Origin of the sequence: Acetobacterium wieringae (assembly GCF_023700225.1) — a bacterium.
Lineage (GTDB): Bacteria > Bacillota > Clostridia > Eubacteriales > Eubacteriaceae > Acetobacterium > Acetobacterium wieringae.
Map to the genome: position 1 here is coordinate 2,179,407 of NZ_CP097897.1, position 20,198 is coordinate 2,199,604.

Sequence of the window (20,198 nt, forward strand, 5' to 3'; positions counted from 1 at the left end):
TTTCCTCGTGATACTTTATAAATAATTGCGAATTGATATTACTCCACCGAGACAATATAATAATATAGTGGTTGCCCACCATAATGCATTTCCACATCACATTCCTCGAAACTGTCTGCCAGCTCAGCAGCCAGGATGTGGGCATCTTCTTCCGAAACATCCTTTCCATAGTAAATTGATATCAGCTCACTTTCATCATCAACCATATCGCTTAGCAGTTCTTCAGTGACTTCTTTAATACTCTTTCCTGTAAATTTGATTTCCCCTCCGGTTATCCCAATTACATTTGATTTTTTTATTTTAAGACCATTAATTTTGGTGTCTCTGACAGCATAAGTGACTTCTCCGGTCACCACATGATTAATGGCTTCCGACATGGTTGCTGCATTCTCTTGCGGACTTGTCTCTGGCGAAAATGCCAGCATGGCAGCGATGCATTGAGGAATATTTTTAGCGGCAATTACGTGAACCTGTTTATCTGAAATTTCACTGGCCTGCTTAGCCGCCATAATAATATTGCTGTTGTTGGGGAAAATAAAAATGGTTTCAGCATTTAATTTATCCACTTCATTCAAAAAATCCTGAGTACTGGGATTCATCGTCTGACCTCCTGAAATAACCCGGGTCACACCAAGATCTTTGAATATTTTAGTTAATCCATCACCCGGAGAAACAGCGATAAAACCATAGGGTATCTGTGCTTCATCCGGTTTGCTTCCCTTGGCGGCAAACTGCTCGCGCATGTTATCAATTTTAATCCGAATCAGGCTTCCAAGACTGCCCGCCCGTTCCAATGCCAGACCTGGGTTATCCGTGTGTAAGTGAACCTTGATGATGGCATCATCCTTAACAACAACCACGCTGTCACCAAGTGTATTCAGATATGCTCTCAAATCGCTTTCATCTATTTCTGCAGCTCCCTGGATAATAAACTCTGTGCAATAACCGAATGTAATATCTTCCGGCTTCATGTGGGAGTCATCCACAAACTTATCCAGATTGCTTGGCTTGATCTCCAGTTCCACACCTAATTCTTCGTTTAGAAGTGCCTTGAGAGCACCTTCGACAATACAAATCAGCCCTTGGCCGCCAGCATCAACCACACCAGCTTCTTTTAACACTGGAAGCATATCCGGAGTTTTATCCAGAGTAACCCGACCATGATGAATAACATCTGCGATAAAGCTTTCCAAGTTGTCATAAGCTTCGTATTTCGCCATGGCGAACTCACCCATTTCCCGGGCTACGGTGAGAATTGTCCCTTCCGTGGGTTTCATTACCGCCTTATAGGCCACATCAGCCGCCAACTTTAAAGCCCCCGCCAATGAAACAATATCCAGATCTTCCTGGGTTTTACAACCTTCAGCAAAACCTCTTAGCAACTGCGAGAGGATAACACCCGAATTTCCCCGAGCCCCAATTAAAGCCCCCGATGAAGCCGATTTGGCTACACTGTAGACATTCACTTTTTCAATCTTGTCAAACTCTGAAACAGAATGATTAAAGGTAAGTGACATATTGGTTCCTGTATCGCCATCCGGCACTGGAAATACATTGAGTTCATCAACAATTCGTTTATTTATTTCAAGATTTTTCGCCCCATAACGAAACATTTTTATGAGCATTTCACCGTCTATTGTCTGGGTTTTCATTCTGTCCTCCATTTACACACGCACGCTTACAACATTTACAGAAATGCGTTTGACTTTTAAACCGGTTTCTTTTTCCACCCGATATTTTACATTAGATATGATGTTTTCAGCAACAACTGAAATTTTAATGGCATACTCTACAATAACATAAAGATCAATCACTAATCGATCATCTTCGATGATTACACCAACACCTTTGTTCGCCTGGTCACCTGAGAGAATCTCAATCAAACCATCTTTTCCCCGTTTATGAGCCATCCCCACCAGACCATAGCATTCCATGGCTGCGTTTCCAGCGATATCCGCAATTGCTTTTCGGGTAATATCAATATATCCTAACTCATTATTTGTTTTCATCGAATTGCTCCTTCTATTATTATCTCTCTATTTTACATAATAATTCGACTTAAGTCAAAATTTCTATTGCATTATTTTTAATTTTTATGATATAATACACCTTGTTTTATAAAAGGTAAGCGTAAGGGAGGTTATGTCATGGCTAAAGAATGTTTTGTATGTAAAAAAACCGTTGTAAGTGGCAACCAGGTTAGTCATTCAAATAAACACAATAAACGAGTTTGGAAACCCAATTTACAAAGAGTAAAAGTTGTAATTGAAGGCACACCACAACGAATTAGTGTTTGTACACGTTGTCTGAGATCCGGTAAAGTCGAAAGAGCCTAGTCTCTTATTTCTTCGGAACCATTGTTCAAGAGTCTTTACAGACTCTTTTTTCTTGTGTCAAAACAATATGCCAGACAGGTTTTTGCTCGTCTGGCTGTTGTCTGATACTCACCACACCGACGCACTCAAATTATTTCCCTTTGCACCATAAATTAGTCCGCTGCAACAATGACCATCAACAGCCCTTTCTCAAAAGAAATGCGCTGAGTCTTTTTATTAACAACATTACTAATCCCATATGGCTTATCTACACTCATTTCCCCTGCTGAAATCGGATATTCAAATCCGGTAATCGTCAATCCCGTAACATTTTCACCAATCGGCAAAATCGATACAATCGTGCCAATTGGAAAGCTCAATTCTGTTGTTTTTCCAAGTAATCTGATTTGATTATTTTCATTTACAATCTCAGCTTCGATGTTAACATCCGTGAAACGTTTCAGTAAATAGATATTTGCAATACTATGATCCATCCGGGATCCCAAACCACCAAGCACAATCACTTTATCTGCGCCACGTTTGATCGCATGCATGATTGCCAGTTCTGTGTCTGTTTCGTCCTTTTTTTGTGGGTACATCTCAAGTTGTACCGCTTTGTAATATTCGCTGGTTTCGGCGGTAATTGAATCCATATCACCGATAATAATATTTGGCTTTAGTTTTAGTTCTCTGGCAAAATTTGCACCGCCATCTGCACAAATCAGATAGTCTGCCTTTACTTTATTTATATATGTCTCATAAAAATCTTTACTCTTGTATTCTCCGTTCGTAAAAATGATCACTTTCATCGATATTGATCCTTCTTAATTTCTTCCAGTAAACTTAAATAGTGCTCGTATCGAGCTACGCTGATGATTCCTGATTCAACAGAATTTTTGATATCGCAGCCTGGTTCATCCTTATGGAGACAGCTTTTAAAGCGACACTTCCCTTGAGAAAACTCTGGAAAATATTCCCGCAGTTCCTCTGGTTTAATCATTTCAGAAATTTGATAGGATGAAAACCCCGGAGTATCCAATAAATAACCCCCATTCTTAGTTTCCAGAAGCTCGACATGTCGGGTTGTATGTTTTCCTCGTTTTAATTTTTGGCTTAAAGCCCCAGTTTCCATCGTTTGATCAGCACATAAATAATTTGCCATCGTCGACTTTCCAACACCCGAAGGGCCAGCCATAAATGCTGTTTTTCCACCTATTTCTGCAATAATCCTATCCAAGGTATCCGTATCGTTTTTACTGAAAAAAAACAACTGATAGGGGGTTTTCTCGTAGATTGCCTTTATCGCCAGTTCCTCTTCAGTCGTTGTTAAATCTCGTTTTGTGAAGCAGACAACCGGCTTTACATTTTGTATCTCTGAACTGATTAAAAGCATGTCAAGCAAGAGTAGGTTCGGTTTTGGATTAGTCATCGAGAAAACAATAAGGCCAATATCAACATTAGCCACTGGCGGTCTTACAAAAATGTTTTTTCGGGGCTTAATCGACTCAATCATCCATTCCCCGGGATTATCTGATTGAATCATCACCTCATCGCCAACGGTAGGAATGATTTTCTGATGCCGTAATACACCTCTCGCCTTGCACTCCAATATGTCATGGCTTTTATCAGCTTTCACATAATAAAATCCACCGATTCCCTTGATTATTTTGCCAATTTCCTGTTCGTTAACTATCAATATCACCCCTCCTTTTTCACACTTACTTTGTGTACTCATCACACTTTTTTAAATTAAATACGGGTTTCTACAACCAATTGAAACATCGTTTTTGTCGAACCTTTCATTGAAATGTACGAATTGAATGCTTAATTGTTGTATAAACCCGTAAATACTATAAAAACACGTCTTTAGCAGTCACATCGAATCAAAAGTCAATGTAGCCTGTCCCAACACTGGATCCATCGATAAACACTTCATAGGTTTCTCGACCAACGCCCTCAACATTAACTGAAAAAACATCGTCTGACATATTTGTTCCCTCGTAAATCACTGTCTCAGTTTTATCTGCTGCAGTTAATACAACCTTAACCTTGACTGATTTTGCCGGTGTGGTTTGGATATATTCACTTAAATCAATCGTCAATTTCTGAGTAGAGACCTTACCGCTACTCACCACGATCGCTATTTCTGAGCCTTTCGAAACTTGATTTCCATCAGTAGGAGACTGTTTCATAACCATGCCTTTAGCATAATCGGTACTGGTTTCATGGGTAATCGTTCCAACAGTCAACCCCGCATTTGTGATGGTGCTTTTGGCATCCGCTTCGGTCTGACCGACAACGCTGGGTACTGTAACCAGATCCTCACCCTTGCTTACATATATTGTCACTTTAGTTCCTTCATTGGCCGTTGTGTTGCCATTGGGATTCATTTGGAAGACAATCTCAGCATTATAGTTACTGTTGTATTCACGCTTTATTTCACCGACCACAAAATTAGCCGCTTCGATCGCTTTTACTGCTTCGGTTTCACTTAGTCCAATAACTGATGGGATCGTTCCGGTCTTTACGCCTTTACTGACAGTAACCTTAACGGTCTTCCCACTTTGTAATTCCTTGCCGCTTTCCGGGTTTTGAGTAATGATTAGCCCCGCTTCGACATCGGCGTTATAAACTTCTTTTTCAACTTCCAAAACCAGATCCAATTTTTCCAGTGCCGTTTTTGCCTCGTCTGTTGTTTTGCCTTTTATGTCTGGAACCTCAACCGTCTTTCCTGAAAAGAAGGCAAAGGCCATAACGCCCATAGCAATGATCGCTACGGCTGCAAAAACCGAAATCAGAATGATCTTACGTTTCTTCTTTCTGGCAGCCGTTTCTTTTGGCGTTTCATAATAATAGTCATCATCATCTTCTTCTTCAGGCTGAACCGTTGCATGGCTACCGGTGTTTTCAACATGAAAAAGCCCCTCCCGGATAATGTGTGTATCATTACCGAGGTGATTGCCGTCACCTGCTCCAAAACTCATATTTTCCAATACCGACTCAAGATCTTCCATCAGTTCGTCAGTATTCTGATACCGTTCGTCGGGCTTCTTTTGAGTCAGTTTCACGACAATCTGATTGACCCGTTCTGGTATTTTGGGTTCCAATAATTTTGGTGGGACAATCTCTTCCTGGATGTGCTTAATTGCAATTGTCACCGTATTTTCTTCATCAAAGGGCAGCTTACCCGTTAATAATTCATAGTATAAAATACCCAGGGAATAAAGATCTGAGCGTTCATCCACAAAGCCGCCCTTGGCTTGTTCCGGAGATATATAATGAACCGAACCCATGGTTTGATTGGTCATCGTCACCGTCGAACTGGTAATCGCCCGAGCGATTCCAAAATCGGCAACTTTGGGAACCAGATCCCGAGTTAACAGAATATTATGAGGTTTAATATCCCGATGAATGATTTTGTTCTCGTGAGCACAGCGCAATGCATTGGAAATATCCATTACAAACCGGGTTGCTTCGGTATAGTCCAAACGCCCTTTTCGCATTAAATATTGTTTCAGGGTAATCCCATCAACGTATTCCATAATAATGTAGTAAATATTATCCTGGACGCCAACATCATAAACACCGACTATATTGGGATGGGATAAACAGGCTACCGCCTGAGATTCCCGATCAAATTTTTTTATAAACTGTTCGTTTTCAGTATACTCTTCACGAAGCACTTTAACTGCCACATAACGATTTAGTTTTAGATCCCGAGCTTTGTATACATAGGCCATACCGCCACGGCCGATCAGCTCGACAATTTCATAACGTTTTCCTAAGGTTCTACTGAGCATTAGGCACTCCTTCCAGAGGCTTGAATAAAACGACAGTAATATTGTCTTTGCCTCCGTTTATGTTTGCCAGATCGATGAGTTTTTTTGCTGCATCTTCCAGACTATTTTCCATAACTACGGTCTTAATATCCTGATCACAGACCATATTAAAAAGCCCGTCCGAACAAATCAGATATGTTGCTTGAGGGTTTATTTCATATCGATAAAAATCCACATTCACAGAGTTATCAGTTCCTAGTGCTCGGGTAATAACATTTTTTTGAGGATGTATTTCGGCTTCTTCCTGAGTTATCTTGCCTTCATCCACCAGAATCTGAACCAGCGAGTGATCTTTTGTTAATCGAATTATTTCGTCGGCTGTGATACTATAAGTTCGACTGTCGCCAACATGGCAAATACATAAATAATTCCCGTCAACGATACACATGGTTAGGGTGGTTGCCATGCCCAAACGTGCGGGTTCATCATCACCTATTTTTTTTAGTTCCAGATTAATGGATTTTACAAAAGACATCATTTCTTCCGGGTCAAAGTAATTTTTAATCCCGGAAAGATTGTTTTTAATAAAATCCACTGCTGTTTTGCTGGCTATTTCTCCACTGCGATGGCCTCCCAAGCCATCCGCAACTGCAAAAACATAAGAAATACGATCAACGTTTTTTATGGTTGCTGCCAAGTAGGCATCTTGATTTACCTTTCGTAGTGATCCAACATTGGATCCGTAGGCACATTTCATACACTCACCTTATCCTCATATCTTTTTTTTCGAAGTTGACCACATGCAGCATCAATTTCTCTTCCCATTTTTCGTCGCATCGTAACATTAATCCCATGTCGTGTCAGCTCCCCAAGAAAATAATTCATTCGGGGACTCTCTTTTAAAGACGTTTCTTGAATCTCATTCAAACCAATTAAATTCAGGTGGTTTTGACTTCCTTTGAGTAGTTTAATGAGTTCTCCAATATCTTCATCCCGGTCATTATAACCATCAATTAGAGCATATTCATAGGTGATACGTCTTCCCGTCTTAGTAAAATAAGCTTTGCAGGCATCCATCAGAGGTTCAAAATCATAGCGTTTGGCAATGGGCATTAATATCTTTCGACGGTCTGGAAAAACTGAATGAAGTGAAATAGCCAGATTTATCTGAAGATCTTCTTCTGCTAAAGCTTCAATTCCCGGAATAATCCCACAGGTAGAAAGACTGATTTTTCGTTGCCCGATTCCAAACCCCGAATTTGCAATTCGAATAAATTTGATTACTTCATGATAATTTTCAAGTGGCTCGCCAATTCCCATAATTACGACATTTGAAATTCGCAGTTTTTTCTTTTTTTCCACTAAATAGATCTGATCCAGTATTTCACCAGCGCATAAATCTCTGATTTTTCCACCCTTTGTGGAAGCACAGAATTTGCAACCCATATTACATCCAACTTGTGTTGACACACATAACGAAGCACCATGTCCATAGTGCATTAACACAGCTTCAATGTATTGATGGTCTTCCAACTCAATCAAATATTTCTTTGTACCATCATGCGGATCAGCTTGCGTGGTTTCGATTTTACTATGTAACAAATCATACTGATCCGATAATTTTTTTCTCAAACTACTGGAAAAGTTAGTCATCTCACTGAATTTTTCGCATTTTTTTTCATATAACCATTGATATAACTGTTTCCCACGATATTTGGCCTCACCTAAACTTACCATGAGCGCTTCACACTCATGGATGTCTCTGCCAAAAATATTTTCCTTCATGTTTTACTCCTATACAATTAGAGAGACCTTACACTAATGAGATGTTTAACATAGATTGATCTATTATATCAAAAGAACCGATCAAATTCAAATTTTTTCAATTCTCCTTTTTTAGCTCTTTTTTGTTCAAATTTGACATTATTTCAAAATATCACTCATTTGACCCCATCTATTCGTAAACATCCATTTTTTTTAATCGACACATAAAAAAACAGTCACTACCTTCCATTAACGGACTTGTATAAGTATAGTTACTTCCATGTTCATCGGGAATGATCTGTAACTGAGGAAATTTAATTAATAACTTTCCGATTTGGTTTTCATTTTCATCTTTATTAATGGTACAGGTTGAATAGAGTAGCTCCCCACCGGGTTTTAAATATCGAACAGCATTTTCCAGTAAGGTACTCTGAATTTTAACAAGTGCTTTACGTCCTTCCTTGGTACTACGATATTTTATCTCTGGTTTACGTCTGATGACTCCAAGTCCGGTGCAGGGAGCATCCAATAAGATTTTATCAAATGAAGCTTCATCGATTGGCGAATACTCACAACCGTCCTGTTCTTCTAGTCTGATATTGGTACAACCTAGCCGACTTGCACTTTGTTCAACCAGTTTCAACCGACTGCCATAAACATCGCGACCAACGATTTCCCCAGTATTATTCATCATCTCGCTCATATACGTCGTTTTACCGCCGGGCGCTGCACACATATCCAAAACCCGATCACCTGGCTGTGGATTCAATCGCTCCACTGTCAGCATCGCCGCCTGATCCTGAATCGAAAAATGACCATCTCTGTATAAGCGGGAATTTTCGATATTACTCTCAAAAATTCCCAAGTTTGTCACATTGATGGCATTTGTTGAAAAACTTGCAGATAATGCCTCAACGCCAGCCTGTTGCAAATCTTGAATCAGTTGTTCTTTTGATGTTTTCAGTGTATTACAACGTACGGTAAAGGGAGGTTTTTCATTCAGCATCGGCATAATTGCTTCGGCCTTTTCCGCTCCATATGCTTCATAATACTTATGTACAATCCACAGCGGTACGGAATAGCGAATCGATAACGCTTCTTTTTCATTGTCCCAATTTTCAAACTTGAATTCTCTTCCGTTTTCATCGATTTTTCGCATGATGTTTCGCAACACACCATTAATAAAACCCTTGGCCTGAGGTTGGATTTCAGCAGCTAAATTGACCGCTTCATTGACAATTGCATAATTGGGAATTTTATCCAAAAATAAAGTTGATAGATGGCGATTCTTAGTATCTCACTGACCTCTTTGTGTAACTTTTTTACTGGTCGACTGCTTTGCTGCGTAATCAAGTAATCCAGGTAGATCTGATTTTGAAGACAGCCATACACAATAGTAAGATATAGTCGACGATCATCATCTTTTATCGGGAAGCGTTGCAGGGTTCTCTTAATTTCCAAGTTAGAATAAGCCCCATCGTAGTCAATTTTTAGTAGGGTTTCCAGTGCCAATTTTCGAATGTTTTTCAATCTCTTGAACCTCTTAATATAATTAGTCTAATTAACGTTAGTAAAGACATCAGCGCAGCCGCAACATAGGTGAGGGCCGCTGCTCTTAGAACCTTTTTTACACCAACCTCTTCGCCTGGTTGTAGCAGATTGTTTTCAGCCAGTGCAGCAATCGCACGTTTGCTGGCATTAAATTCTACTGGTAGGGTGATCACGGTAAACAAGAGGCTAAATGAAAAGAGTAGAATACCCAGATTCATAAACATCGTCCCCCAACCAGAAGCTTGCCCAAAGAATAGGCCAATAAAAAAAATAGGCCAGGCAATATTCGTTGCAAAACCGGTAACTGGCACAATGAAACCTCGAAACTTAAGCGGCCAGTACCCTTCTTTATCCTGAATAGCATGACCAGTTTCATGAGCGGCAATGCCAACTGCGGCCACGCTAGCCTGTTGCCCAACGCCAGATGATAAACGCATGGTTTTATTCCGCGGATCGTAGTGATCAGTTAAATTCCCGGCTATATTTTCAATTGAAACGCTATTTAAGCCATTAGCATTTAATAAACGTCGAGCAGCATCCGCCCCTGTCATCCCATTTTTTGTCGGCACCTTGCTATAAGCCTTGTAAGCGCTACTTACCTGATACTGAGCATAAGCTGCAAAAATAATACCCGGCACAAGTATCAGCATCGTCCAATAATAGTCTAAAATAAACATTGTATTCCTCCTGATCTTTTTGTAATGCTAGCACAATTTTCTAAAGATCTGCTTAGGCTAGTTTAAAATAGTTCCAATTGCCATCTTTCTCCCACGTAAAAAAACAGTGGCTTCCAACCGCTTTTTTCCTGGCGCCTGAATTGATCCAATTCTTAAGGCACCGTCCTGGGTTTTAATGACAAGACCCTCCCGATCATCGGCGATAACAATCGTTCCAGGCTTTTCATGACCTTCCCAGATTACGATCTCCGGAGAAAAACATTTGATTTTTTCATCATTATATACGATATACGCTCCAGGCACAGGATCAGTACCATTTATTAAATACAGTATTTCTCGGCTGCTTTTGTGCCAATTGATGTACCCGGTATCTTTAAGTATCTTCTCGGCATAGGTGGCCACTGAATTATCTTGAGGAACTGGTTTTAATGCCCCCGCCAGAAACTTTTCCATGGTTTCAATTAGCAAGTGCCCTCCCAAAAGTGATAAACTCCGATAAAGATCCGCAAAGGTGGTGGATTCCGTAATCGGATATTCTGCTTTTGACAACATATCGCCGGTGTCCATCCCTTCGCTCATCAACATAATGGTGACGCCAGTTTTTTTCTTTCCATCAATGATCGCTCGTTGAATTGGTGCCGCACCCCGATAATCCGGTAAAAGCGAGCCATGAATATTTAATGCCCCATAGTTCGGTATTTCTAAAATTTCTCTGGACAGAATCTGTCCATACGCAGCAACAACGAAGATGTCCGACTGAAAGTTTTTCAATACTTCTACAAATTGGGTATCCCTGATTTTTTCAGGCTGTAGAACTGTAATACCAAGCTCTAATGCCTTGGCTTTCAATGGTAATATCTCAACCTTCTTTCCCCTTTTATTTGGTCGATCCGGTTGGCAGACAGCAGCTTGAACCTCATACCCCGCAGCAACAAGGCTTTCCAGGGCTGGGACACCAAAATCTGTGGTACCCATGAATATCACTTTGATATTTTTCATTTTTCGACACGATCAGTAAATAAGATCCCATCAAGGTGATCGAGCTCATGGCAAACAGCCCGTGCCAGCAAATCCGAACAAAACAGCTGAAAAACTTTGCCGTCCAAATCGGTTGCTTCAACGACGAGTGATTCTGGCCGTTTTACCAAACCCGATTGTTCAGGAAGGCTGAGGCAGGCCTCTTCATCCTCTGCTTCTCCATCTGTAGAGATGATGGTAGGATTAATAAAGGTCATTGGTCCATCTCCAACGTCGACAATAAACAAACGTTTTAAGATCCCGACCTGAGGTGCTGCCAAACCAACCCCCTCAGCTTTATTCATGGTTTCCACCATGTCAGCATTTAATACTTTTATTTTTTCGTCAATCTCCTCGATCACTCGAGATTTTTTTCTGAGAATTGGATCATCATCGATCCTGATTTGTCGAATTGCCATTTCTTCCTCCTGATTCATGTTTAATACAATAATTGTTAGTTAATCTGAATAGATACTTTTGATTTAAGTGCTTCTATTATACCAAGTCTGATAATTTTTGACATTAAATTCTGAAAAACACTTTGTTTAGCCGTTTTTATGACAATTTGGTAGGTGATGTTACCACCTCTAGTTACACCAATTCGCACCGGTTTATAAACAGCCTGTCCCATTCCAAATGCTTTTAGTTCTTCCTTAATAGAAACATAGAGCCGAACTGAGTCGTTTTCGGCTTCACTTTCTTTCTTATGAAACACACTCAAACTGATCATCTTAACAGTCGGCGGGTAATGCATTAATTGACGGTAGTGAATTTCGCTGCGATAAAACTCCAGAAAACTCTCATTCTTGATCGAGTAGATTGTATCATTTTCTGGTTCGTTGGTTTGAATCACTCCTTTTGTTTTGTTATCCATGGCTTTAGCAAAAAATCGGCTATACATCTGATAGACATTTTCCGAAGCCTGATAGTTCCCCTGATTAAGATCTCGATCAATAAGAACGGCTGCCGCAACGCTTATATTGGATAAATTAAAATGTTTATTAATAACCTGGGTTCCGATTAAAATATCAAATTCACCACTGGCAATGCTCTTATTAATTTTTTTAATGTCAGATCGTTTCATATTTCCTTGTACGGTAGCGATCCGGACACCTGAAAAAACCTTTTTAAGATACTCTTCCAATTGATCAATACCGTAGCCCATGTGTCTGACTTTGTCGCTACCACATTCCGAACATAGCACTGGAACAGCCTTCTTATATCCACAGTAATGACATAGAAGTGAATGATCGTGATTTAAATATTTTAACGAAACACCGCAATGAGGGCATTTTTCAACATGACCACATTTTCTGCATAGAATGCTGTTTGCATAGCCTAAGTTATTGATAAACAGTACACTCATTCTCTTTTGTTCAATGCCCGATTGGAGATATCGAAGCAGCGTTCTGCTCAATATTCCCATATTGCCCTGGTGCATTTCTTTTTGCATATCGATGATTTCAATGGCATGGCGGAATCGTGGCTCTTCACCAATTTGAATGACTGCCAGCTCTTTTTTTTCAATTCGATACCACGTGGCGACCCTCGGGATATTGTCTGCAATAATATAAAAAGCCCCCATTATTTCACTCGCTTTTTTAGCGATATCAGTGATATGAAATTGAGGCATCGAAATGCTGTTATGAGACGAATCATGCTCATCGTCAATAATGATCAAGCCGAGATTAACATACGGTAGAAACACCGCTGAACGAACCCCAATTATCACCTTTATTTCCCCAGATCGAATCCGCAGATACAATTCATTTCGTTGCTTCGGGCTGAGCTGCCCGTGAAAAACGCCAACCTTGTTTCCAAAGTATTTATAGAACATTTCCATTCTTTGAAATGTCATATTGATTTCTGGAAAGATGACAACCGATGAGCGATTCGCTTTTAATTGATCTTCGATTGCCTTGAAAAACAAGCGATATTTACTCACTGCGTCAAAAACGTGAAAAAAAACCCCGGAAGTTTGTTTCGTTAATGCCTGGTATTGGTTGTAACTGCGCTGTTCGTTGTGTGTTAAGATAACTGATTGATGTTCATAGCCTGCAGCACTCAGATTGAGAGGCTGCTCTTGTGATGCTGTCTTATTAACACAAACATATCCTTTTTTTATTAAAGGCTCGAGACTTTTTTTATACTGGGCTGTAATTATTTTTAAATCTTCACCCTTCATATCGCTACGGAGTAGATACTCCATTAACTCGCACTGCTTTTTTCCAAATTTTTTATCCTGCTTTAAAGCCTCCCGCCCCATAGCAGTAAGATGATAGCTCGATTGGATCGACTTTTTTCTGCTCTCTGGGTCGCTTATTTTTTTCCAGCTTTTTTTAGAGTACACAGCCTTCTTTTTAATCAGTTCTGCTAAAATAATGCGATCTTCAGGCTTAACTTTCTTTAATGGGAGGACTTCATTCGCATCGTCAAAATAATGATCAATAAACCAGTTTTGCTTCAAATCCAAGTCATGTTTTTCATCATTCCGGTAGTAATTTATTTCTTGCTTGATTTGAACTGCCATCGTAAAATACGAAAGGGCCTCATAAAATAAAGAACAATAGACAGTCTTCATCCAAAGACACAATTCTATTTGTTCTCTATTTAATATTGGCTCCATGTCGATATTTTCTATAATTTCTTTGATTTTTCCGGAGTAATCTGTTGTTTCTTTGATTTTTGTGATAAAAGCTTCAACCCGCCGATTTCCGATACCAAACTGAACAACCACCCGAATCCCCTCCTGAGTTACCGATTCCAGATGCACTGGAACACGATAATCATAAGCATGATCGATTCGTTTGTTTGTCTGGTTTAAAAAAACTTCGGCTATTTTCACAGTTTGAATCCTATTCGATTATTGTTGGCAGCTCTTCTGTTTCGCCACTTTTTAATAAGGTTGAATGTGATTCGTTAACCATCTCAAAATGTTGTAACGACTCTGGTTCAGCTGTCTTATGGACGCAGTGGATCATTTCTTCGGCAATCTCGTTTGTTGCAATGGTGACCGGATTATCGATTTTAATTTTTACCAGTGGTTCATCTCCATCCACTATTTCCCTTGCTCGTTTTGCTGTTGCCAAAACCAAAGAATATTTGTTTTCTGCCTTGCTAATCAAATCATTTAATGCTGGATATCGCATTGTTACCTCCCAAGTATATCTTCAATTTTATTTTTCAATCGTTCCGTTCGGCATTTTTCAGCCGTAATAATACTTTGTACCCGCTGAGCGGCGTCGTTTAAGTCATCATTTATGACAATATAACTATAGTCATCCGCATTTTTCATTTCTTCGTATGCACAATTCAAACGCATTTCCATTTGTTCTTTGCTTTCTGTTCCCCGCTCTTCGATGCGACGTCTAAGTTCCTGCATGGATGGCGGTACAATAAAAATATAAATCCCTTCTTTATAGTTGGTTCGCACCTTTGCAGCACCCTGAATATCAATTTCCAGAATCACATCAAAGCCGGATTCCAATAAGTTTTCTACGTAATCTTTTGGTGTTCCATAGTAGTTCTCATAAACTGTTGCATATTCCAGGTATTGTCCCTTTTTTATTCTTTCTTCAAAGCTTTCTTTGGAGATATAAAAATATTCCCGTCCATGCTTCTCACTATTTCTGGGCTGACGCGTTGTTTCAGAAATTGACAGCCGAAGATCCGGGTTTTTTCGACAAATAATCTTACAAACACTTCCCTTGCCAGCACAGGATGGTCCTGATATTACAATGAGAATCCCTTTTTCTCGCTCGAAAAACGGCTCGGTTAATTGTTCTTCTTTTAATTCTGTGTTTATTACTGGACAATCACTCATAGATTTATTTAACACCCCTACTCAATATTTTGTATTTGTTCTCTTATTTTTTCAATCTCACTTTTAACATCAACCACAATATTAGCAATAGCTAAGTCGCTGGCTTTTGAACCAATGGTATTGATTTCCCGATTTACTTCCTGTATCAGAAAATCCAGTTTTCTTCCTACTGGTTCGGTTTCTTCAACCATCCCTTCTAATCGGTCTAAATGGCTTTGCAGTCGGGTTAACTCCTCATCAATATTCAATTTATCCGTCATCAGAGCGACCTCAGTCAATAAACGTTTTTCATCTATTTCCACCGATTCAACATAGGAGGAAATCTTTTCTCGAAGTTCATTTTTATATCGTTCCAGCATATCCGGACTTTTTTCTCGAATATTTTCGACATAATTTCGAACAATACAGCAACGATTTACTACATCGAGTTTCAATGCATTTCCTTCACGTTTTCGGCTATCTTCAACTTCTTCCAATGTTTTTTCTAAAACCGGTTTTATTTTTGACCAGATGCTTTCATAATCATCAATGTCTTCTTCAACCATAATGACATCCGGAAACTTTGAAATCAAAGATAAGCTCAGATCATCCCCAATCATTGAATCAAGTCGGCGAATTTCGTTAAGTACCGAAATATAGTTTTGGGCTAAATCTCGATTGAAAACGATCCGACGATTTTTTGTGCCCAATTCCGAATATTTTATAAATATTTCAACTCGTCCTCTTGCAATGCTTTGTGAAACAGTATTTCTGATTTTTTCTTCGATTGGATTGAGGGTTTTTGGAATTTTTATAAAAAAATCTCTGAATCGATGGTTAATTGTCTTAATCTCAATTGAACAATCGACTTCCTCATCGCGATAATCTTTCCGCCCAAAGCCCGTCATACTTTTCATGATGTTTCTCCATTTCCATTAAATCCACCTGGCAAATTCCACATGACCAGTTAAGCGAAATACCAGGCAACAGCTTTTGTAATTTGGTTTTCATTTGAACCTGCAAGATTATTAGATACTAACGCATTCTGAAACTCAGCTCATCCTTACCTAATTTATACACTATATCGAATTTCAATGAAAAAGTCAACGATTCCCTACTTATTGAACACTTTATTGAAATTGGCGTTACTTATCTTAATCATTCCTTATTCATTGTTTTTTTTAACCCTTTATCATCCTTGAAGAACATGATAAAATCATTCTATATTGAACTGACGATTTGAAAGGAGCATTTTATGGCTTATGATGGCGTTACCCTATATCACTTAATAAAAGAATTTAAAACCCTCTTAATTGGAGGTCGTATACGAAAAATCTACCAACCCGAAATTGATGAAATTCGACTTTTAGTCAACCTGGGAAATCAAAAAAAACATCTCTTACTTTCTGCAAATGCGAGCAACCCGCGAGTATACATGACTGAAAAGATTAAAGAAAATCCAAGTGCAGCGCCCAGTTTCTGCATGGTATTAAGAAAATATCTTCTTAATGGGACGATTATTGATATAACACAACATGAAACTGACCGAATCATGGAAATTTCAGTTACCTCAAAAAATGATTTTAATGAAATTGTTATTCGCAAACTTCTTGTTGAAATAATGGGTAGAAACAGTAATATTATCCTGGTTGATGAATCGATGAAGATTCTTGATTCATTAAAAAAAGTCGGTTCAACGTCCAGTCGCTACCGCCAAATTCTTCCTGGTCGTGATTATGTTTACCCTCCAGAAAATAGCCGTCTCAGCTTTCTCAATCTTGACGCAAATCATTTGAATGAATTGCTGAGCGATTATAAGGATTCTTCAGTGGAAAAATTCTTTGTTCAGGCTTTACTAGGTATCAGCCCCAACATTAGTCGAGAAATTGCTTTCAGAAGCGGTATTGATCCTCAAGCCAATGTGACTGATCTCTCCAAAAAACAAAAGCAATTTCTGTGTGAAGCGTTCACTCAAATCATCAACGAAATCAGGCAAAAATCTGAACCAGTCATTATTTACCTTGGACGTAAAATGGTGGATTTTTCAACTGTAGACCTTCACTATCTACGATCTGAGCATCGCTACGAAGCATATCCGTCCATTTCAGAGATGCTCGAAGCATATTATTTTATGCGGGACAAAGCCCTCCGCTTTAAAACCCGGGCAGCCAATCTACGCCAGCAACTTGATATTCTGGTTAGAAAAAACATTAAAAAGCTTGACAACCTTCAACAGGATGTCGATGCATCTCATAAAAACGAAAAATTCAAACTATATGGCGATTTGATCACCGCCAATATTTATGCCATCGAAAAAGGCCAGGAAGTAGCATCCCTCGTCAACTACTACGATCCTGACTGTCAGACCATTGATATTCCCTTGAAAGTCAATCGTACACCCGCACAAAATGCTCAACACTACTATAAAAAATACAATAAAAGTAAAACTGCGCTTAAACATTTGGCCAGCTATGTATTGGAAACGGAAGAAAAAATCTATTATTTGGAAAGCCTCGTCAATAGTTTGGATCAGTCTACTGAATTAGCTGAATTGGATGAAATCCGCCATGAATTTCTCCACTCTGAATTTAACAAAAAAGCAATCTCCAAGGAAGATAAGCAGAAACAGCTACCTTCCAAACCCTTGCATTATATTTCATCTGAAGGTTTCCATATTTTTGTTGGTAAGAATAATTATCAGAATGACTTTATATCCACTAAAATGGGGAAAAATGAAGATTGCTGGCTTCATGTCAAAGATGCCCCTGGTTCTCATGTATTGATTGTTGCTGGTGGCCGCTTTATCACCGAGAAAACTTTACTTGAAGCTGGCAATTTGGCTGCCTGGTATAGTAAATCAAGAGGTTCAAGTAATGTTCCAGTTGATTATCTTGAATTTAAGTACCTAAAAAAGCCCAGTAAGGCAAAACCGGGTATGGTTATTTTTACCAATCAAAATACCATGTATGTAACCCCCTCCCAGGATGGCGTTGAGTCGATGGAAGTCATTACTGATGCCAATTAAACCTATTTTAGTTTTTTTAGGATTTCTTTAAACGCTGGCGGAACTGGTGTACTGAAAACCAAGCGTTCATTCGTTTTCGGATGTATAAAACCTAATGTATGAGCGTGGAGACATTGCCCTTCTGTTTTAAACGGATTATTCTTGTCTCCTTTCCCATACAATGGATCTCCTGCCAATGGATGACCGATCTTTTCCATATGCACCCGAATTTGGTGGGTCCGCCCGGTTTCCAGTTCAAATCGAAGAAGGGTGTATTGGGCATAACGTTTTATCACTTCAAAATGGGTAATGGCCGTTTTTGAATTTTTTTCCACTACCGCCATTTTTATACGAAGTTGCTCATGCCTGCCTATGGGCATATCTACCGTTCCACGATTGGGTTTGACATTTCCTTTAACCAGACCATAATATCGTCTGAGAATAGTATGCTCCTTGAGTTGTTCAGATAAATTTCGATGTGTCGCATTATTTTTCGCAATCATCAATAGCCCAGATGTATCTTTGTCAATCCGGTGAACGATTCCCGGACGCATCACCCCGTTAATCTTTGATAAATTTTCAGTATGAAATAACAATCCATTTACAAGCGTGCCGCTACTATTGCCAGGGGCTGGGTGAACAACCATCCCCTGGGGCTTATTTACTACCAATACATCCTCATCTTCATAGATAATGGCAAGCGGAATATCTTCTGCTTGCATATGACAGCCAACTGGCTCGGGAATCATCAAGGTGATGATCTCACCTGCTTTAACATGATAGCTGGCTTTCTTTTTTTGCCCATTGACCAAAACATCCCCTGCCGTAATCAATCGTTTAATATATTCTCTTGAATAATCACCGGACAACGTACAACAAAAATAATCCAGTCGCTGATCGGTTTCTTCTGGCACAATATACTCATTATGTTCTTTTGTCATAATACCCTCCACAATTTATATATATCGATCCACTTCTAAACGGATATTACCTTTTTTTGTCCGCTCATCCATACTGATGATTTTAGCCTTTCCTTTACCTCTTAGCGACAGAACATCACCAGATTTTAGCCGAAAATCATTTTTATAGATCTCCACGTAGTTCACACGCAGTTTACCTTGTTTGATTAAAACAAGACTATTCTGTCTGGAAAAACCCCATATTTTATTAATGATCCCATCCATTCGGTTCGATGCAACCACCACAGACATGCGTTTGTAGTTCTTTTCAAAGCTTTCGATTTGCTCACCAGTCTTTATTTTCGTTCGTATCTCACGTCCTTTAATCTGATTGAAATTGATCCACATGAACTCCTGTAGTCGCTGATGCAAAATAATTTGTGTTTTTTTCTCACCAACATCAATATCACCAATACTTTCCCTGGTTATTCCCAAATGCATGAGTTCACCCAAGACATTGCGGTGATCAATTGGTATCACTTTTTCGAATTCAATGGCGAAGATAGGCCATTCCAGATCCTCTGAAGATAGATAATCCGGATAAATGCATAACATTTTGCGCTCAGCATCCGGGTGTCCTCCAAAAAATAGATAAGGGACACCATTATGCTTAATGGTGTCCGCTATTTTTTGTTGAAACACTTCATCAAAAAAATCAAAGAATCGGGGTTCGAAATTTTTACAACACGCATCAGTAATACGTGATAATAAAAAAGTATCTTTTTTTTCTGTCATTAGACATCCCCTTAATACTTGATATCTGAATATAACTCTAAAATATTAACATGACGACCATTTTATAAAGCGGAAACAATACGATCTGCATTAATAGTATTGCAGCAAAGGCTGATAAATCCAATGGTCCAATGATTGTAAATCGTCGCAACGGCGATAAAATGGGCTCCGTTAAACCATAAATCGTCTTTACAAAAATATTATCTGGATTGGGTCTCACCCAACTAAATATAATGTTGACAAAAATTAATAGTGTGATCAATTCAAATAATAGATTACCGGCTTGAATGAGAATTCCTTGGATCATAAACGACCTATTCCATATCCTCATCCCACTCTAAAATCGGCGCATTGAAATCCAAATCATCATGCTGTGGATTAGTCAACACCGCCACCGCTTTTGGAGCTAAAATAAATACATTGTCTGCAATTTTATTAATTGAACCGTCTAGTGCAAATAATGCTCCACTTAAAAAATCAAATATTTTACGACCATTTTCATAATCAGTGTTTTTTAAATTCAATACAACTGTTTTGTTATTTCTTATTTTATTGCAGATACTTGGTGCATCTTTAAAAACTTCAGGTTCCAACA

The 20,198-nt window shown here is 39.0% G+C and carries 20 protein-coding genes and 1 pseudogene; 2 read left to right on the plus strand and 19 right to left on the minus strand.

The annotated features are described in order from the left end of the window. Nucleotides 1-38: 38 nt before the first annotated feature. Nucleotides 39-1,652, minus strand: a complete 1,614-nt coding sequence (locus tag CHL1_RS10600) for a DAK2 domain-containing protein (RefSeq protein ID WP_250932797.1) — start codon at nt 1,650-1,652, stop codon at nt 39-41. 12 nt (nt 1,653-1,664) lie between these two features. Beyond that, nucleotides 1,665-2,009 (minus strand): Asp23/Gls24 family envelope stress response protein, encoded by a 345-nt coding sequence (locus CHL1_RS10605; protein ID WP_250932798.1) that lies wholly within the window; start codon nt 2,007-2,009, stop codon nt 1,665-1,667. Nucleotides 2,010-2,147: 138 nt separating this feature from the next. Here CHL1_RS10605 and rpmB point away from each other — a divergent pair, with 138 nt between their 5' ends. Next, nucleotides 2,148-2,336, plus strand: coding sequence for a 50S ribosomal protein L28 (gene rpmB / locus CHL1_RS10610; RefSeq protein ID WP_084505041.1), 189 nt, complete (start codon nt 2,148-2,150; stop codon nt 2,334-2,336). A 152-nt stretch (nt 2,337-2,488) separates the two neighbouring features. Here the strand turns inward: rpmB and CHL1_RS10615 are convergent, their stop codons facing one another. The 13 genes and pseudogenes from CHL1_RS10615 to CHL1_RS10680 form a co-directional block, all read right to left on the minus strand. Then, the gene (locus CHL1_RS10615; RefSeq protein ID WP_070371214.1) at nt 2,489-3,124 is read right to left on the minus strand and encodes a thiamine diphosphokinase; all 636 of its coding nucleotides are present in this window, start codon (nt 3,122-3,124) and stop codon (nt 2,489-2,491) included. Further along, entirely contained in the window at nt 3,121-4,011 is an 891-nt protein-coding gene (gene rsgA / locus CHL1_RS10620) for a ribosome small subunit-dependent GTPase A (protein WP_250932800.1), read from the minus strand. The genes CHL1_RS10615 and rsgA overlap by 4 nt, the downstream gene beginning before the upstream one ends. A gap of 187 nt (nt 4,012-4,198) precedes the next feature. Then, nucleotides 4,199-6,115, minus strand: a complete 1,917-nt coding sequence (gene pknB / locus CHL1_RS10625; protein WP_250932802.1) for a Stk1 family PASTA domain-containing Ser/Thr kinase — start codon at nt 6,113-6,115, stop codon at nt 4,199-4,201. Then, nucleotides 6,105-6,851 carry a Stp1/IreP family PP2C-type Ser/Thr phosphatase gene (locus CHL1_RS10630; protein ID WP_250932804.1) on the minus strand — a complete coding sequence of 249 codons (747 nt, stop codon included), beginning with the start codon at nt 6,849-6,851 and terminating at the stop codon, nt 6,105-6,107. Before CHL1_RS10630 ends, pknB begins: the two co-directional genes overlap by 11 nt. Beyond that, nucleotides 6,848-7,879 carry a dual-specificity RNA methyltransferase RlmN gene (gene rlmN, locus CHL1_RS10635; RefSeq protein WP_250932806.1) on the minus strand — a complete coding sequence of 344 codons (1,032 nt, stop codon included), beginning with the start codon at nt 7,877-7,879 and terminating at the stop codon, nt 6,848-6,850. Before rlmN ends, CHL1_RS10630 begins: the two co-directional genes overlap by 4 nt. 169 nt (nt 7,880-8,048) lie before the next feature. Continuing rightward, nucleotides 8,049-9,388, minus strand: a pseudogene (rsmB, locus tag CHL1_RS10640) (16S rRNA (cytosine(967)-C(5))-methyltransferase RsmB). Next, nucleotides 9,385-10,086 (minus strand): zinc metallopeptidase, encoded by a 702-nt coding sequence (locus CHL1_RS10650; protein WP_070371209.1) that lies wholly within the window; start codon nt 10,084-10,086, stop codon nt 9,385-9,387. Before CHL1_RS10650 ends, rsmB begins: the two are co-directional and overlap by 4 nt. Nucleotides 10,087-10,143: 57 nt before the next feature. Continuing rightward, complete coding sequence (gene fmt / locus CHL1_RS10655; RefSeq protein WP_250932809.1) at nt 10,144-11,085, minus strand: methionyl-tRNA formyltransferase; 942 nt, start codon at nt 11,083-11,085, stop codon at nt 10,144-10,146. Then, on the minus strand, nt 11,082-11,522 hold the full coding sequence (def, locus tag CHL1_RS10660) for a peptide deformylase (RefSeq protein WP_070371208.1): 441 nt from the start codon (nt 11,520-11,522) through the stop codon (nt 11,082-11,084). Before def ends, fmt begins: the two co-directional genes overlap by 4 nt. 35 nt (nt 11,523-11,557) lie before the next feature. After that, nucleotides 11,558-13,948, minus strand: coding sequence for a replication restart helicase PriA (gene priA, locus CHL1_RS10665; protein WP_276520381.1), 2,391 nt, complete (start codon nt 13,946-13,948; stop codon nt 11,558-11,560). A gap of 10 nt (nt 13,949-13,958) precedes the next feature. After that, on the minus strand, nt 13,959-14,252 hold the full coding sequence (gene rpoZ, locus CHL1_RS10670) for a DNA-directed RNA polymerase subunit omega (RefSeq protein ID WP_084633612.1): 294 nt from the start codon (nt 14,250-14,252) through the stop codon (nt 13,959-13,961). A gap of 2 nt (nt 14,253-14,254) precedes the next feature. Continuing rightward, nucleotides 14,255-14,926 (minus strand): guanylate kinase, encoded by a 672-nt coding sequence (gene gmk / locus CHL1_RS10675; RefSeq protein WP_175440931.1) that lies wholly within the window; start codon nt 14,924-14,926, stop codon nt 14,255-14,257. Between the two features lie 17 nt (nt 14,927-14,943). Then, a complete protein-coding gene (locus tag CHL1_RS10680; RefSeq protein WP_084633611.1) occupies nt 14,944-15,822 on the minus strand; it encodes a YicC/YloC family endoribonuclease in 879 nt (292 codons plus the stop codon). Nucleotides 15,823-16,160: 338 nt separating this feature from the next. On the opposite strand from CHL1_RS10680, the gene CHL1_RS10685 reads away from it, so the two are divergent. Further along, nucleotides 16,161-17,930, plus strand: a complete 1,770-nt coding sequence (locus tag CHL1_RS10685) for an Rqc2 family fibronectin-binding protein (RefSeq protein WP_250932811.1) — start codon at nt 16,161-16,163, stop codon at nt 17,928-17,930. 2 nt (nt 17,931-17,932) lie between these two features. Here CHL1_RS10685 and CHL1_RS10690 read toward each other — a convergent pair whose 3' ends face one another. The 4 genes from CHL1_RS10690 to CHL1_RS10700 are packed head-to-tail and all read right to left on the minus strand — an operon-like array spanning nt 17,933 to nt 20,196. Beyond that, nucleotides 17,933-18,850: an RluA family pseudouridine synthase gene (locus CHL1_RS10690; protein ID WP_250932813.1), complete on the minus strand. Its 918-nt coding sequence runs from the start codon at nt 18,848-18,850 to the stop codon at nt 17,933-17,935. A 15-nt stretch (nt 18,851-18,865) separates the two neighbouring features. After that, nucleotides 18,866-19,603 (minus strand): YlmH/Sll1252 family protein, encoded by a 738-nt coding sequence (locus tag CHL1_RS10695; RefSeq protein WP_250932814.1) that lies wholly within the window; start codon nt 19,601-19,603, stop codon nt 18,866-18,868. A 37-nt stretch (nt 19,604-19,640) separates the two neighbouring features. Then, the gene (locus CHL1_RS18515; RefSeq protein WP_414632384.1) at nt 19,641-19,934 is read right to left on the minus strand and encodes a YggT family protein; all 294 of its coding nucleotides are present in this window, start codon (nt 19,932-19,934) and stop codon (nt 19,641-19,643) included. Beyond that, complete coding sequence (locus CHL1_RS10700) at nt 19,918-20,196, minus strand: cell division protein SepF (protein WP_250932815.1); 279 nt, start codon at nt 20,194-20,196, stop codon at nt 19,918-19,920. The genes CHL1_RS18515 and CHL1_RS10700 overlap by 17 nt, the downstream gene beginning before the upstream one ends. Nucleotides 20,197-20,198: the final 2 nt, after the last annotated feature.